The sequence below is a fragment of the Pseudorhizobium tarimense genome, from assembly GCF_022968135.1.
In the GTDB taxonomy this organism is placed as follows: Bacteria; Pseudomonadota; Alphaproteobacteria; order Rhizobiales; family Rhizobiaceae; genus Neorhizobium; species Neorhizobium tarimense.
This window is the reverse complement of the sequence record NZ_JALJRA010000013.1, coordinates 134,304-149,419: the sequence shown is the minus strand read 5'-3', so window position 1 is coordinate 149,419 and position 15,116 is coordinate 134,304. Positions and strand designations below refer to the sequence as shown.

The window sequence follows — 15,116 nt, the reverse complement described above, 5'->3', positions numbered from 1 at the left end:
GCCGTACGTAAGCATGTCCTGAAGCGCCGCGGCATCATCACTTCGGATGCGCAGCGCAAGCCGGGACTGGCGCTTTCACAGACGGCGCGGGCGGAGGTGGATTATCTGCTCGAGCGGCTGGCCCGGCGCGATAGGCGGGCGGCAGTCTGAATAAGCTGATGAGGAGAAAGCGCCAGTTGCGTCTCCTCCTCATCATTCGTCAGAAAGCTCTATCCAGGTTGGTGCGTGGTCGCTGGCGTGTTCCCAGCCACGCACCTCCCGGTTCACTCCCCCCTGCCTCAGCCGGCCAAAGACGGAGGGGCTGAGCAGCAGGTGGTCGAGCCGCAGACCGGCATTGCGGCCCCAAGCATTCCGGAAATAGTCCCAGAAGGTGTAGATCCGTTCTTCCGGATGAAGATGGCGCAGGGCGTCGGTCCAGCCCTGCTCCAAGAGCTGCGTGAAGAGGTCGCGGACTTCCGGCCGAAAGAGCGCGTCGCCCTGCCAGCGTTCCGGCGCGTAGACATCAAGATCGCTTGGTATGATGTTGTAATCACCTGCCAGAACGACGGGGGCGCCGGTTGCCAGCAGATCCTCTGCGTGGGCAAGAAAGCGCTCATACCAGGATAGCTTGTAGTCGAACTTCGGCCCCGGCGCCGGGTTGCCATTCGGAGCGTAGAGGCAGCCGATGAGGACTCCGTTCACCGCAGCTTCGATGTAGCGGCTGTGGCTGTCGTCGCGGTCTCCGCCGAGGCCACGGCGGGTTTCGATCGGATCCGCCTCATGGGCCAGAATGGCGACGCCATTCCAGCTTTTCTGACCATGCCAGACAGCGCCATAGCCCATCTTCTCCAGCGCCCGGTGGGGGAACTTCTCCTGCGGCGCCTTGAGCTCCTGGAGACAGACGATGTCCGGCCGCGCTTCCTCCAGCCAACGCAGCAGCACATCGATCCGGCCGTTGATGCCGTTGACGTTGAAGGTGGCGATCCTCATGACCTCTCCCGCTCCAAGGCGCTGCCGCCGCTCGCTGCCATGCCTGCCTCAGCCTCCCAGTCACTTCCGCTGAATACGGAAACGCGCTGGGCGTGCAATCGATGCGTGCTTTGCAAAGTCTTTACGATCCGATTTAGCGAAAGATTCAGGGCCTCATGATATCTTCGGGCATCCAGAACGTGCGTCTCGATACCCGCTTCGGCCGGGATCCAGGGCGCCACAGAAAGAGTGGGAGCCGCCGCAATGGCTGAAAGATTTCGTCAATCCATCCGCGAATTCGTTGCCGAGAACTTCCTGTTCCGCGCCGACGCCGACATCTCCGACAATCAATCTCTCCTGGAAAGCGGGGTGATCGACTCCACCGGCGTTCTGGAGCTGATCGCCTTTCTGGAGGCGACCTACGGCATCAGCATAGCCGACGAAGAAATCGTTCCCGACAACCTCGACAGCATCGACAATATGTCCAGCTACCTGGCGCGAAAGCTGCCGGTCGCGGCCTGACGGACGACACGGTGCGAATCGAGGCAAGATTACAGGCAAGCGCTGAGCGCTTCCCGTGGAAGACGGCTGTTGCCGCGGGCGGGCGGCGGCTGAGCTATGCCGATCTTGCCGATCAGTCGGACCGACTGGCGCGCGCCCTGCTCCAGTTCAAAGTTTCAGCCGGTGATCGCATCGTCCTGATCCTCGACAACGACATCGAGGCGCCGCTGAGCTTCTTTGCCACCTGGAAGGCCGGCGCCGTCGCCTGCCCCCTCTCGCCTTCGATCAAGGCGGCGAAGCTTGCCGATATTCTCGTTAGCACCACGCCTGCGGTCGTTATAGTTCATGGACGTTATCTTGCTACCGTGCGTTCGGCCATGGTCGCCGCTGACTCGCAGGCTGCGGTGATTGTTTGCCAGGCTCCTTCCCTTCCCGAAGATACTCTCACTTTCGAGGATCTGATTGTTCCAGAGATCAACGAAACCTTGGCTGTTCGCACTGAAGACGAGGCGCTCGCTCTCCTGATCCACACCTCGGGATCCACCGGCAGGCCGAAGGGCGTGATGCTGACGCACGCGAATGTCGATGTGGCCTGTCAGTCAATCACCGGCTATCTCGGAAATACCTGCGACGACGTCGTGCTGAGCGTCCTGCCGCTCTCCTTCGGCTATGGGATCACGCAGATGTTGACGATGGCGGGGGTGGGGGGCACGCTTGTGCTCGAGCGAAGCTTCGCCTTTCCGCGTAAGATTCTTGACCGGCTGGTCGAGGAGAGAGTCACCGGTTTCCCCATGGTGCCCGCGATGGCCGCCATGCTTACTGGCATGAAGGATCTTTCGGCCGACCTCCTGCCAGATCTTCGGTACGTCACAACTGCTGCGGCAGCGCTGCCGCCGGCTCTCTCCTCAAGGCTGAAGGAGATGTTGCCCGAGACGGATGTGTTCGTGATGTACGGACAGACCGAGTGCCTGCGCATCAGTTTTCTTCCTCCCGATCTGCTGGCAAAGCGTCCGACCTCCGTCGGCAAAGCGATCCCCGGCACCCGGGCCTATGTGGTCGATGAGACTGGACAAAGGGCCGCACCCGGCGTCGTCGGCGAGCTTGTGGTCGAAGGGCCACATGTGATGGCCGGCTATTGGGGCGACCAGGCGGGATCCTCTTCGGCGGTAGAAATCGCGGGAACCGTGAGGCGGCTGCGTACAGGCGACCTGTTCTTCTCTGACGAGGAGGGCTTTCTCCACTTCGTCAGCCGCAGTGACGACATTATCAAAACCCGCGGGGAGAAGGTCAGCCCGCAGGAGGTCGAGCGGGTGCTATATGCGCTGGAAGGCATCCGGGAAGCAGCCGTTACCGGCGTGGACGACGCGATCTTCGGGCAGGTGGTGCGTGCACATGTGGCACTGCAGCCGAGCTTTGCGTTGAGCGAGCGGGACATCATCCGCCACTGCGCCACGCATCTCGAAGATTACATGGTGCCGAAAAGCGTGGAATTCCGCGATGGTTTGCCGCGAACTGCGACCGGCAAGATTAGAATGAGCGCCGGCGGCGAGGCCGAGCCCCAACTGGAGAATGTCCCATGAACCAGACGATGACCGCCGCCGACAAGGCCCATGTTCTTTCCGCCGACAGCCTGCGCCTCGATGCGGAGGCGGAGATCGACCGCGTCTGCGCCTGGATCCGCGAGACCGTGATCAAGACCCTTCGCAAACGGGGCGTGGTGGTCGGTCTCTCCGGCGGCATCGACTCCAGCGTGACCGCTGCGCTTTGCGCCCGCGCTCTTGGCCCGAGCAAGGTGACCGGGATCTTTATGCCGGAGCATGACTCCGATCCCGAGAGCCTTCGCCTGGGGCAGGCGCTGGCAGCCGCGATTGGCCTAGAGACGGTTCTGGAAGACATCGGCCCGGCTTTGGCAGCCGCCGGCTGCTATACCCGCCGCAACGGATTCATCCACCAGATCGTGCCGGAATTCGGCGAGGGCTGGGGCTGCAAGGTGGTGCTTGAAAATGCGCTGTCCAGCCGCGGCTACAATATCTCCTGGCTGGTCGTCGCTTCGCCCTCCGGGGAGCAAAGCCGTTATCGCATGCCGCTCGACGTCTACCTTGGCATGATCGCAGCTGCCAACATGAAGCAGCGCACCCGCAAGCAGATTGAATACTATCATGCCGATCGGCTGAATTTTGCGGTCGCTGGAACGCCGAACCGGTTGGAGTACGACCAGGGTTTCTTCGTCAAGAACGGCGACGGCGCGGCAGACTTCAAGCCAATCGCCCACCTCTACAAGACGCAGGTCTATCAGCTGGCGGAAGCGCTCGGCGTGCCGGAGGAAATCCGCCGCCGCCCGCCGACGACGGATACGTGGTCGCTGCCGCAAGGCCAGGACGAATACTACTTCTCGCTGCCCTATGACCGGATGGACATCTGCCTCTACGGGTTGGACAACGGCATGCCGGCGGAGCCCGTCGGCGAGGCTGCCGGCTTGTCTGCAGATCAGGTGGATGCGGTGTGGCGGAACATTGGCTCGAAGCGGAAGGTCGCCGAGTATCTTCACGCCGCGCCGGCCACCATGCTGGACTGATCGCACGCTTTTCCATGCTCAGTCGAAGCGATCTCCGATCAGCCGCATCCATTTTTCGCCGGCCAGGCCGCTGACCAGCGCCTGCCCAGACTGGATCGGCTGAAGCAGCGTCTTGTCGCGCGCGTGCGCGAGGTAGAAGGTGCGCCCGTGGAAGATCGTCCGGCGAGTGATCAGCGCCGGTGTAAGCCATGGGTGGCCAGCGCCCCGGATGCCGGCGCAGCCTGTCCCATCCGCATGCCCGAAGAGATCATCAACGAGGTCATCGGCTGCAGCAGGCTTGCAGAGCGCCTGCAGCAGCCAGCCGATGCCGCCAGGGCGGCCAAAGTAGGCATAGCAGGCTACCGGCTCGCCATCGCGGGAAATCCCGACGCGCCAGGAGGGGTCGCCAAATCTTCTTTTCTGCGCCGCATGCGCCAACAACCACTCGAGCGAGTGCCGGTCCCATTGCGGGCGCAGGGGGAACTCTTGCTTCAGCGTTAGTGCGGCATCGACAAACTCGTCCATCATCGCATCCTGAAAGCGAACGCGCCCGCTTGCCTGAGCGGCTGGCGCATGAAAGACGGACAAGCCGAGCTTTTCCGCCGCCGTATCCGCAAGCTGGCTGATGGGTCGGAGGAGCCGGGCTGCGGAAACGGCGTTTTCCATGAGGTTGACCGCGGCAGCCGCGGGACGCAAGATGCGCAGCCAGTTCAGGCTGTAGGCGACGTCGAGCGGCAGCGACAGTTTCTGCCACATGCCGAGCGCCGTGGCATTGGCTGTTTCCGTCAGGGACAGGTCCTGCGGGCCGTTGAGGAAGGCGCGCAGCAGACGGGCACCGGCGAGAGGATGCTCCTCCGGCCGCTCCACCATCATTGAGCCGGCGAAGGCTGCTCGAAGCGACCGCCCTTCCCATTCCAGCCGGGCCGGAAAGACACCGATGAAGCCCCGTACCTGACCATGCGCGGCAACGAACACCTTGGACCGCAATTCTTGGTCATACCAGGGGTGGTCGAACAGGATCTCGTGGAGGTATGTGAGGAGAGATGGCGGAACCGACGCAGTGCCGCGAAACGTCTTCTGGAAAAGCCCAGCGACGGCAGGCAGATCCTCGGTTTCCAGATCACGCACGGTGGCTGTGTCTGCTTTTTCCAGCATTCATCCCCTCAGAAGCCGAACCGGTGGCCGAAGTGATGATTGGCATGCCGACCTTAAGCAAAAGAAAAGAGGCCCCGAGGGCCTCTGAATTCGTTTGCTGGATCTCTTACATCCAATAGGGCGGAACGCCATAGTAGTCGTAGATGGTTCGACCGCGATCCTGATACCAGCTATCGTCTTCCAGATCGTTGTAGCGCGGGGCGCCCGTGATCTGGTCCTTGGTGAGGTCGATGCGGTAACCATCTAGCTCTTCGTCATAGGTGAGCTTTTCCCAAGGCAGCGGATAATAGTCGTCACCGATACCCATGAAGCCGCCGAAGCTCAACACGGCATATGCGACACGACCGCCACGCTTTTCAAGCAGGATGCGCGCGATCGAACCGATATGCCGGCCATCCGCGCCATAGACGCGGGTGCCTTCCACCTTGTCACTGGCGATCAGCGAGGGCGTGTCCTTGACATAAGGGTCCTGTCCCAACCGTGGTTCCTGATGCACCATTACATCCTCCTCATGGCTGTTTGGAGTACCCTTGAGGAACTCGGCGGCCGACGCTTCGTTCCCGTTGACGCTTACGTCAAGGTTATATACGAAATTCACCACGAGATGGCTTGAGACCGGAGCTCGTGGCATAGTGCTGCTCGTGCCGCAGAACGGAGGACCTGGCGCCCGGTTAATGCCAGAACAATAAAGGGAAGAGGAGGCCCCGATGAACGAAGTGCCCATGCGCGGAGCCAAGTCCGGCGAAAAAGTCTGGCTGGCATCATACCCGCCCTCCGTGCCGGCGGAGATCCCGCCGCTTTCCTACAAGTCGCTCGCCGCTCTTTTCGAAAGCTGCTGCGTGGAGTATCTGCCGCGCGTCGCCTTTTCCAGCATGGGCCGCGAGATGACATACCGGGAGCTCGAGGCGGAAACGCGCAAGGTGGGCGCCTGGCTTCAGGCCCAAGGGCTCGTGAAGGGCGACCGCGTTGCCGTGATGATGCCGAACGTGCTGCAGAACCCGGTCGTGACGTACGGCATCCTGCGCGCAGGCTTCGTGGTGGTGAATGTCAACCCGCTCTATACCCCACGCGAGCTTGAGCATCAGTTGAAGGACTCTGGCGCCAAGGCAATCTTCGTTCTGGAGAACTTTGCACACACCGTTCAGCAGGTGGCGGCTGAGGTGGGGCTCCGGCACATCGTGGTGACCAGCATGGGCGACATGCTCGGTATGAAGGGCCATGTGGTGAACCTCGTCGTGCGCAAGGTGAAGAAGCTGGTGCCGGTCTGGTCCATTCCGTCCGCGGTGGCATTAAAAAAGGTTCTTTCGCAAGGCGCGCATCAGTCGCTGAAGCCGGTGGAGATAGAGAGCGATGACGTCGCCTTCCTTCAATACACTGGCGGGACAACCGGCGTGTCCAAGGGCGCGACGCTGACGCACCGTAACCTGATAGCCAACAAGATGCAGATCTCGATGTGGCTGGATGCCGCCTTCGAGAACCGTTCCCGTCCCGAAGTCCTGAACTTCGTCTGCGCCCTGCCGCTCTACCACATCTTCGCGCTGACGGTGAATTCGCTGATGGGGATCGCCATGGGTGGCCACAACATCCTGATCGCCAACCCGCGCGACATTCCGGCCTTCGTCAAGGAACTGCAGAAGCACAAGGTGCATGTCTTCCCGGGGCTCAACACCCTGTTCAATGCGCTGATGAACAATGCCGACTTCGGCAAGGTGGACTTCTCTTCGCTGATCCTGGCACTGGGCGGCGGGATGGCCGTGCAGCGGCCAGTGGCAGAACGCTGGCAGGCACTGACAGGGACGGCCATCACCGAAGGCTATGGCTTGTCGGAGACCTCTCCTGTGGCGACGGCGAACCGCTTCGACAGCCAGGAATTCACCGGCATGATCGGTCTGCCGCTGCCCTCCACCGACATTTCCATCCGCGACGAAGAGGGCAACGCCTTGCCTATCGGCGAGGTCGGCGAGATCTGCATCCGCGGGCCGCAGGTGATGGCAGGCTATTGGCAGCGCCCGGACGAGACGGCCAAGGTGATGACCGAGGACGGGTTCTTTCGGTCCGGCGACATGGGCTACATGGATGAGCGCGGCTACAGCAAGATCGTCGACCGGAAGAAGGACATGATCCTGGTTTCCGGCTTCAACGTCTATCCCAACGAGGTGGAAGAGGTCGCGGCCATGCATCCCGGCGTGCTGGAATCGGCGGCGGTCGGCGTACCCGACCCGCATTCAGGTGAGGTGGTAAAGCTCTTTGTGGTCAAGAAGGATCCCGATCTGACGGAAGAGGCGCTGAGGGAGCATTGTGCAGTCAATCTGACCGGTTACAAGCGGCCGCGGCTGATCGAGTTCCGAAGCGAACTGCCCAAGACCAACGTCGGGAAGATCCTGCGGCGCGAACTGCGCGGCTGAGGGCTGCGTCGCGGCTTGATTTGGAAGTGAAAGCTTATAGGTTCCCGTGCATCCCTCCCCTGGATCACGAGGACGCTCCATGCAGGCCATCGTCAAAGACCTGAAGAACACCGCCGCCACCACCAATGCCACGGACCTGCGTGCCGCCTTTGCTGACGATCCGCAGCGGTTCGAGCGCTACAACGTGGCATTCGACGATCTGCTCATGGATTTCTCCAAGACCGCCGTCAACGACCAGGTCATGGGTCTTCTGGAGCAACTGGCCGATGAAGCAGGTGTCGCCGCCAAGCGGGACGCCATGTTCTCTGGCGAGGAGATCAACTTCACGGAAGGCCGGGCCGTGCTGCACACGGCGCTTCGCAATCGTGCCAATACACCGATCATGGTCAACGGCAAGGACGTGATGCCGGACGTCAACGCCGTCTTGGAGGCCATGGGCCGCTTCGCGGACGGCATCCGGTCCGGTGCGCTGAAAGGTGCCACCGGCAAGGCAATCACCGACATCGTCAATATTGGCATCGGCGGGTCCGATCTCGGCCCGGTGATGGCGACACTCGCGCTTTCGCCATTCCATGACGGCCCGCGAGCGCACTTTGTGTCCAATGTCGATGGCGCCCATATCGCCGACACGCTGAAGCAGCTCGATGGGGAAACGACTTTCTTCATCATCGCCTCGAAGACCTTCACCACCATCGAGACGATGACCAATGCCGCCACGGCCCGCGCCTTCATTGCGGAGAAGCTTGGCGAAGACGCCGTCAAGCATCATTTCGCCGCCGTCTCGACGGCACTCGACAAGGTGGCGGCCTTCGGTATCGACAGCGACCGCATCTTCGGCTTCTGGGACTGGGTCGGGGGGCGCTATTCGATCTGGTCGGCGATCGGCCTGCCGCTGATGATCGCGATCGGTCCCGAGAATTTCGGCCGCTTCCTCGATGGTGCCTACGCCATGGACAAGCACTTCCGCGAGGCGCCGGTGCGGCAGAACCTGCCGATGCTGCTCGGCCTCATCGGCTTCTACCATCGCAACGTGCTCGGCTATCCTTCGCGCGCCATCCTGCCCTATGACCAGCGGCTGTTGCGCTTCCCGGCTTACCTTCAGCAGCTCGACATGGAATCGAACGGCAAGGGTGTCACCGTCGACGGAACGCCGGTGGACGGGGATTCCGGCCCCGTCGTCTGGGGTGAGCCCGGCACCAACGGCCAGCACGCCTTCTACCAGCTCATCCACCAGGGCACGACGGTCATTCCGGCCGAGTTCATGATCGCCGCGAACGGTTTTGAACCGGATCTGAGGCACCAGCACGAACTGCTGATCGCCAACTGCCTCGCCCAATCCGAGGCGCTGATGAAGGGCCGAACGCTGGAGGAAGCGAAGGCGCAGCTGACCTCGAAGGGTATGGACGAGACGAAGGCGAGCTTCATTGCCCCGCACCGCGTATTCCCCGGTAACCGTCCGTCGATTACCTTCGTCTACGAGAAGCTGACTCCCTTTGCCCTCGGTCGCCTGATCGCGCTTTACGAGCACCGGGTCTTTGTCGAAGGCGTGCTTTTCCGCATCAACTCCTTCGACCAATGGGGCGTTGAGCTTGGCAAGGAACTGGCTACCGGTCTACTGCCGATCGTCGAAGGCAAGGAGAGTGCCGAAGGGCAGGACTCTTCGACGCAAGGGCTGGTGAAGGCGCTGGCGGAACTGAAGGCCTAGGGCGCGGCCCTTTTTTTCGGCAGCAGAAGCGGCCAGAGGTGTCTTAGAGGCCGATCTCGTGGGCAAATGGTGGATTGGCTCCTGCCCTCGATACCGTGACGGCGGCTGCCTTGGCCCCCAGTGCCAGGGCCGCCCTCACCTGATCTCTGGTCAGACTTGCCACCTTCTCCTTCGTCAGCAGGTCCTGCATCTTAAAGGAGGCAAGGATGCCGGCATCGAAGGTGTCGCCGGCACCGACGGTATCGACCACCGTCACGCGCTCGCTCGGCACGGAGACCTTGAACCGGCTGGTGTAGGCGGTTGCGCCTTCGGCGCCACGGGTCAGAACCACAAGCTTCACGCCGCCGGAGAGCCAATAGCGGGCGCGGGCGTCATCGTCGCCCTCTAGGCCGAACCAGTCCAGGTCTTCGTCGGAGAACTTGATGATGTCGGACATCGCGGCCATGCGGGCGAGGCGATCGAGGTGCTTCTGCTTGTCCTTGATGAAGCCGGGACGGATGTTTGGGTCGAAGGAAATGACGCGCTTCTCGTGCTCGCGCGCCATCAGGGCCTCGTAGGTCGAGCCACAGGGTTCCGGAATGAGGCTGATCGCGCCGAAGTGCAGCGCCTCGCAATCATCGCCGAGCGTCGGCAGGTCTGCCTCGGTGATCATGCGTCCTGCCGTGCCTTCATCATAGAAGGCGTAGCTCGCCTGACCGTCGACCAGCTTGACGAAGGCGATGGTGGTCGGGCGGGAGGAGACGGCCGCGAAGCTGGAATCGACATGGCTTGCCGCCAAGGTCTCGCGGAGGATGTCGCTCATCATGTCATCGGAAAGACCGGTGAAGAAGCCGGTCGGCTGGCCGAGGCGACCAAGGGCGATCGCGGTGTTAAAGATGGCGCCACCGGCATAGGGGGCAAACCCCTTTTCCCCCAGCGTCGTCTCGCGCGGCAGCATGTCGATCAGCGCCTCGCCACAGCATACAATCATAATAGTCCTCCCACTGCCATGTGCCTTCGACGCATTACGTGAGCTTTTGTCGCTTGCCTAGAGCGAAAGCTCGCTCACGCCGCCGTTGCGGCCCGACCATGCGAGCGGGGCATCCAGGAAAGCTTCCACTTCTGCGAGCGTCTTGTCGTCGAAGAGCTTATCGGCACGCGCGACCGCAAGCACGTTGCGCCAAGTGGCGATGTGATGCAGTTGGACCTCTCCCCTGGAGAAGCGCGCCTGCGCCTCCGGAAAGATATCGTAGAAGAAGAGTGCGACGCCGTGGTCTACTGTGCCTCCGGCGGTGCGGATGGCATCGATGAACTTGAACATGCTGCCGCCGGCGGTCGTCAGGTCCTCGATCACCAGCACCCGTGCTCCTTCCGGCATGTGCCCCTCGATCTGAGCATTGCGACCGTGGCCCTTTGGTGCCTTGCGCACGTAGATCATCGGCAGGCCGAGCCGCTCTGCCAGGAAGGCGGCAAACGGGATGCCTGCCGTTTCACCGCCTGCCACGCAATCGAACTTCTCGAAGCCGGCGTCGCGCATCACTGTGGCGGCTGCGAAATCCATGATGGTCGAGCGTATCCTGGGGAAGGAGATGAGCTTGCGGCAGTCGATATAGACGGGGCTCATCATGCCCGACGACAGCTTGTATGGCTGCTGGGCGTTGAAGTGAACCCCCTTGATCTCCCACAGCATCTTGGCCATCAGTTCTGCCATGACGGTGCGATCGGGGAATGTGGTGTGGATCATGCTGCCGCTCCTCTTGCTGACGCCCTGCCTGCGTATGCGCCATAGCAGGACCCAAGACACGACGCCAGCCGGCCTTGAGGAACAGACCGCAGCAGCCCTTCTTTTACTGAACCTTCCAGTAGAGCGGGAACATGGGATCGAAAACGGTGATCGGTCCGGCGCCCGTATCGCAGCGGGGTGAATAGGTGACCGGTTTGTCCTGCTTCACCAGGCTGATCGTCTCTTCGTTCGGTTGAAGGCCATACCAGGCCGGCCCATTGAGGGAGGTAAAGGTTTCGAGGCGATCTAGAGCTCCCTCCTCCTCGAACACATGGGCAAGGCAACTCATCGTATTGGGCGCTGTGTAGATGCCGGCACAACCGCAGGCGCACTCTTTGAGCGGGTCGACGTGCGGCGCGGAATCGGTGCCGAGGAAGAAGCGCGCGTCTCCCGAAGTGGCGGCGGAGCGCAGCGCCAGCCGATGATGTTCGCGCTTGGCGACGGGGAGACAATAATAATGTGGCCGGATGCCGCCGACGAGGATGGCATTGCGATTGATGATAAGGTGATGGGTTGTGATCGTGCCGGCGAGGTTGGCCGAGGCACTCCTGATATAGTCGATGCCGTCCTTGGTGGTGACGTGCTCCATGGTGATCTTCAGCTCCGGCAGACGCTGGCGGAGCGGATCAAGCACCGTTTCGATGAACACGGCTTCCCGGTCGAAGATATCGACGTCCGACGTCGTCACCTCGCCGTGCACGCAGAGCGGCAGGCCGACCTCTGCCATCCGCTCCAGCACGGGCATGACATTGTCGATGTTGCGCACGCCACTGCTGGAATTGGTAGTTGCGCCCGCGGGGTAGAGCTTGACCGCCGTGATCAGCCGGCTCTCCTTGCCTGCGGCCACATCGTCCGGGTTCGTGCCTTCCGTGAGGTAAAGCGTCATCAGCGGCTGGAAGCGGTCACCCGCAGGCACGGCGGCAAGGATGCGCTCCCGATAGCCAGCGGCATCGGCAGTGGTCACCACCGGCGGCACCAGGTTCGGCATGATGATCGCACGGGCAAAGTGACGGCTCGTGTCGCCGATAACGCCCTTTAGCACGTCGCCATCGCGCAGGTGCAGATGCCAATCGTCAGGGCGGCGGATGGTAAGCGTCTTCATGGGTTGCCTTCGCAGTCGTCTCTGGCGCTCGCATAGCATCAATCCCGCGGCAGAAACAATCAGTCGCCGCGGACGAGTGCAGAGCGAATTACGAAAAGGTGAAGACTGGAAGGGGCTGCGGCAACGGGAACACGCGCGCTCCAAGGAACCGGTTAGCGATTCGAGCGTTCGATTACCAAAAATGAAGAATATGTGAATCGGAGCGCACAATGAAATCCCCCATATCGAAAGTCAACAGGGGTTTTGCACTTATCTCCAGCACGGCTGCCGTTCTTTTGTCCATGGCCGTTGCTCCAGGAGCCGAAGAAGCACATGTGAGCACAGTCGCGCAGTCCGTCCTGGACGACTGCGATCGCTTGGCGGGCAGCCCGAATGACAACCAGCGCAACGGCGCTTTCAGCCCTGTTGCCGTTGGCGAGATCGACCTCCAGGCCGTTGACTCCTGCCGTATCGCGTTCAACGCGACCGGCAACCCGCGCTTCGCTTACCAGTTGGGCCGCGCCCTGAACCAGGCTCAAGAGATCGATGAAGCCATGACAGCATATCAGGCAGCGGTCGACGCCGACTATCCCGCCGCCAAGGTGAACTTCGGGATGCTGATGGGCCGCCTTGGAGATGCGGAAGCGGAATTCCAGATGTATAGCCAGGCGGCCGAGAGCGGCAATGTCCTTGCCTCCTACAATCTCGGCGTGGCCTATCGTGATGGACTGGGCACTGCTCCTGATGCGGAAAAGGCCCTTCACTGGTTCCAGAAAGCCGCAGCAGCCGGTGACGACACGGCTGCCTTCAACATCGCGGTCATCTACGACGAGGGCACTCTAGTTCCCGCCGACGATCAGACGGCTATCGCATGGTATGACCTTGCTGCAGCCCGCGGCAACGTGGATGCCATGGTTAATCTCGGCATCATGCTGGAAACGGGCGAAGGGATCGAACCTGACGTTCAGCAGGCCGCAGAGCTTTATGCCAAGGCTGCCGAGAATGGCGACCTTTTCGGCGCGACGCGCCTGATGGAGTTGCAGCAAGCCGGCGTGCTTGCGCCCCCATCTGCCGTGGCCGCGCTTGACGAAGGAATGCGAACGCTGGTGCTTAAGGACGGCGACATCGAACGTCCGGCGAGCCTCGCTAGGGAGATCTGACGGATCCAGCTGCGGGCCGAGCTCGGCAGCGGGCGAAGGTCGCAGTTTCCAGGAAGAAGTGGCGCACCCGAAGAGATTCGAACTCCTGACCCCCAGATTCGTAGTCTGGTGCTCTATCCAGCTGAGCTACGGGTGCGTGTGGCAATGCGGCGGCGCCGCTTGCGTGGGCGATCCTCTAAAGCGTCCTCTTGAGGATTGCAAGCGATTTTCCGGAAGAAACTGAATTTTTGGCAGAGGCCCCGCAACTCCAGGGTCTGTAGGCATCGCCGGCTCAGGCGCGGGCTCTGTAGTCGTCCAAAGCAACGGGCTGGTCCGGGACCTCGATGCGGAATTGGGTGCCTGGCCCCGGCTTCTCCACCAATGCGATCGTGCCGCCGTGGGCGAGCACCAGCTCTCGAGCGATGGCCAAGCCCAGCCCCGTGCCGCCGGAACGTGCAGAACCCCTAAAAGCAGCAAAGAGGTTTTCGCGGGCCTTGCGCGGCATGCCGGGGCCCGTGTCATCAATGGTGATGCTGACGACGCTGCCAATGCGCTGAGCCGATACCGTGATCCGGCGTATGGTCGCCGCATCCTCCGGATGAAATGCCATCAGGGCCTGAGCGGAGTTCCGGCAGATGTTGTGGATCACGCGGAACAACTGCTCGCTGTCGGCATCCACCTCCAGATCCGACGCCACCTGCTCCACGAATTCGATACCGGTGTCCGGGTCGATTGCCAACATATCGCGGACGTCCTGGCACAGGTCGACGAAACGGACCATGCGTCGCCGTGGCGCCGCCTCCGTCGCCTGCCCGTAGGAGAGGACCTCGCTGGTGTAACCGACAGCGCGGTCGATCGTGCGGAGAAGCTTGGGCGCAAAGCTGCGCACCATCGGATCCTCCACATCGACGAGGCGGTCCGACATCAGTTGCGCCGAAGCCAGGATGTTGCGCATGTCGTGATTGATCTTCGATACTGCTAGACCGAGGTCGGCAAGGTTCTTCTGCTGCTTCAGGGTGCGCTGAAGTTCCACCTGCATCGCCGCGAGGTGCCGGCCGGCCACCGCAAGCTCTCCCTTCGCATCGTCGCCACGGAAGACCCGCTGCGGCTCCTCGGGACGCTCGGAGAACTGCTGCATGTTGCGCGTCAGGTTTCGGATCGGCCGGATCATCATGCGGTTGATGGCGAGAAAGATGAGGACGGCGGTAATCAGCGAGATGACCAGCGACAGCGTGAACATCATGCGGGAGTAACGCAGCATGTCCTTGCGCAGAGCGTCGTCGGTCATCACCAGCTCGATGATCATGTCGCTTTCGCCGATCGGGCCGAAGACGCGCATGACCTTGCCGCCGCCGAAGAACAGCGTGTCCATCGCATCGCGAATGGATACCAGCAACGGCACGTCGGCGAGATCATACTGGTCATCGACTTGTGGCGGAATGTCCACGGCAGCAAGCAAGCGTGACGTCCCGTCCTTGCGCAGTGCAATCACCTTCGTACCCGTCGCCAGAAGGGTATCGTCCTGCACGCTGCGAGGAAGATCGGCGGGCTGCAGACCGTCGATGACAATGCCTGCTGCCGCCGCCGTATCCAATCGGTCCCGCAGCCAGTTCATCCGCATGCCGGCCACCGAAGGCGCGAAGATCAGCACTTCCGCGAGCATCACGAAAGCGACGGTCATCCAGAGCAGCCGACCCGAAAGGCCGCGGAACAAGCCGGGCATCGGCTCGGGTGCACTCCGGGCCGGAGCGGGCTCAAAGTCAATCTGCGCGTCACCGCTCATGCGGTTCTCCAGCCTCCGACGTTCGCTCCCCCTGAGCCACGCCCTTCCAGTTGCGCCCCCGATCCTCTTTTAGCAGCTTTCCC

The 15,116-nt window shown here is 62.0% G+C and carries 13 protein-coding genes, 1 tRNA gene and 1 pseudogene; 7 read left to right on the top strand and 8 right to left on the bottom strand.

The annotated features are described in order from the left end of the window. A pseudogene (locus MUU54_RS16820) lies at window positions 1–150 on the top strand (dihydrodipicolinate synthase family protein); the annotation flags it as partial. A 42-nt stretch (window positions 151–192) separates the two neighbouring features. Here MUU54_RS16820 and xth read toward each other — a convergent pair. Continuing rightward, entirely contained in the window at window positions 193–969 is a 777-nt protein-coding gene (gene xth / locus MUU54_RS16815; RefSeq protein ID WP_247245173.1) for an exodeoxyribonuclease III, read from the bottom strand. Between the two features lie 243 nt (window positions 970–1,212). Here xth and MUU54_RS16810 point away from each other — a divergent pair, with 243 nt between their 5' ends. Genes MUU54_RS16810 through nadE form a run of 3 tightly spaced genes read left to right on the top strand, consistent with a single transcriptional unit; the run spans window position 1,213 to window position 4,024 of the window. Then, entirely contained in the window at window positions 1,213–1,470 is a 258-nt protein-coding gene (locus MUU54_RS16810; RefSeq protein ID WP_247245172.1) for an acyl carrier protein, read from the top strand. 11 nt (window positions 1,471–1,481) lie between these two features. Next, entirely contained in the window at window positions 1,482–3,029 is a 1,548-nt protein-coding gene (locus MUU54_RS16805; RefSeq protein WP_247245171.1) for a class I adenylate-forming enzyme family protein, read from the top strand. Then, window positions 3,026–4,024, top strand: coding sequence for an NAD(+) synthase (gene nadE / locus MUU54_RS16800; RefSeq protein ID WP_247245170.1), 999 nt, complete (start codon window positions 3,026–3,028; stop codon window positions 4,022–4,024). Before MUU54_RS16805 ends, nadE begins: the two co-directional genes overlap by 4 nt. A gap of 18 nt (window positions 4,025–4,042) precedes the next feature. Here nadE and MUU54_RS16795 read toward each other — a convergent pair whose 3' ends face one another. Beyond that, a complete protein-coding gene (locus tag MUU54_RS16795) occupies window positions 4,043–5,158 on the bottom strand; it encodes a hypothetical protein (RefSeq protein ID WP_247245169.1) in 1,116 nt (371 codons plus the stop codon). A 106-nt stretch (window positions 5,159–5,264) separates the two neighbouring features. Next, entirely contained in the window at window positions 5,265–5,657 is a 393-nt protein-coding gene (locus MUU54_RS16790; RefSeq protein ID WP_247245168.1) for a PRC-barrel domain-containing protein, read from the bottom strand. Window positions 5,658–5,865: 208 nt separating this feature from the next. Here MUU54_RS16790 and MUU54_RS16785 point away from each other — a divergent pair, with 208 nt between their 5' ends. Then, window positions 5,866–7,563 carry a long-chain fatty acid--CoA ligase gene (locus tag MUU54_RS16785; RefSeq protein WP_247245167.1) on the top strand — a complete coding sequence of 566 codons (1,698 nt, stop codon included), beginning with the start codon at window positions 5,866–5,868 and terminating at the stop codon, window positions 7,561–7,563. A gap of 79 nt (window positions 7,564–7,642) precedes the next feature. Further along, complete coding sequence (gene pgi, locus MUU54_RS16780; protein ID WP_247245166.1) at window positions 7,643–9,268, top strand: glucose-6-phosphate isomerase; 1,626 nt, start codon at window positions 7,643–7,645, stop codon at window positions 9,266–9,268. Between the two features lie 43 nt (window positions 9,269–9,311). On the opposite strand, the gene MUU54_RS16775 is transcribed toward pgi, so the two are convergent. The 3 genes from MUU54_RS16775 to pyrC all read right to left on the bottom strand — a co-directional run bounded on the left by MUU54_RS16775 (window position 9,312) and on the right by pyrC (window position 12,132). Then, entirely contained in the window at window positions 9,312–10,238 is a 927-nt protein-coding gene (locus tag MUU54_RS16775; RefSeq protein ID WP_247245165.1) for a carbohydrate kinase family protein, read from the bottom strand. A 57-nt stretch (window positions 10,239–10,295) separates the two neighbouring features. Further along, the gene (locus tag MUU54_RS16770; RefSeq protein WP_247245164.1) at window positions 10,296–10,991 is read right to left on the bottom strand and encodes an orotate phosphoribosyltransferase; all 696 of its coding nucleotides are present in this window, start codon (window positions 10,989–10,991) and stop codon (window positions 10,296–10,298) included. A gap of 103 nt (window positions 10,992–11,094) precedes the next feature. Continuing rightward, window positions 11,095–12,132, bottom strand: a complete 1,038-nt coding sequence (gene pyrC / locus MUU54_RS16765) for a dihydroorotase (protein ID WP_247245163.1) — start codon at window positions 12,130–12,132, stop codon at window positions 11,095–11,097. 209 nt (window positions 12,133–12,341) lie between these two features. Between pyrC and MUU54_RS16760 the strand changes: the two genes are divergently transcribed. Further along, window positions 12,342–13,271, top strand: a complete 930-nt coding sequence (locus MUU54_RS16760; RefSeq protein ID WP_247245162.1) for a tetratricopeptide repeat protein — start codon at window positions 12,342–12,344, stop codon at window positions 13,269–13,271. A gap of 59 nt (window positions 13,272–13,330) precedes the next feature. On the opposite strand, the gene MUU54_RS16755 is transcribed toward MUU54_RS16760, so the two are convergent. Next, window positions 13,331–13,407, bottom strand: a tRNA-Arg gene (locus tag MUU54_RS16755). Between the two features lie 135 nt (window positions 13,408–13,542). Then, window positions 13,543–15,045, bottom strand: a complete 1,503-nt coding sequence (locus tag MUU54_RS16750) for an ATP-binding protein (protein ID WP_376742123.1) — start codon at window positions 15,043–15,045, stop codon at window positions 13,543–13,545. Window positions 15,046–15,116: the final 71 nt, after the last annotated feature.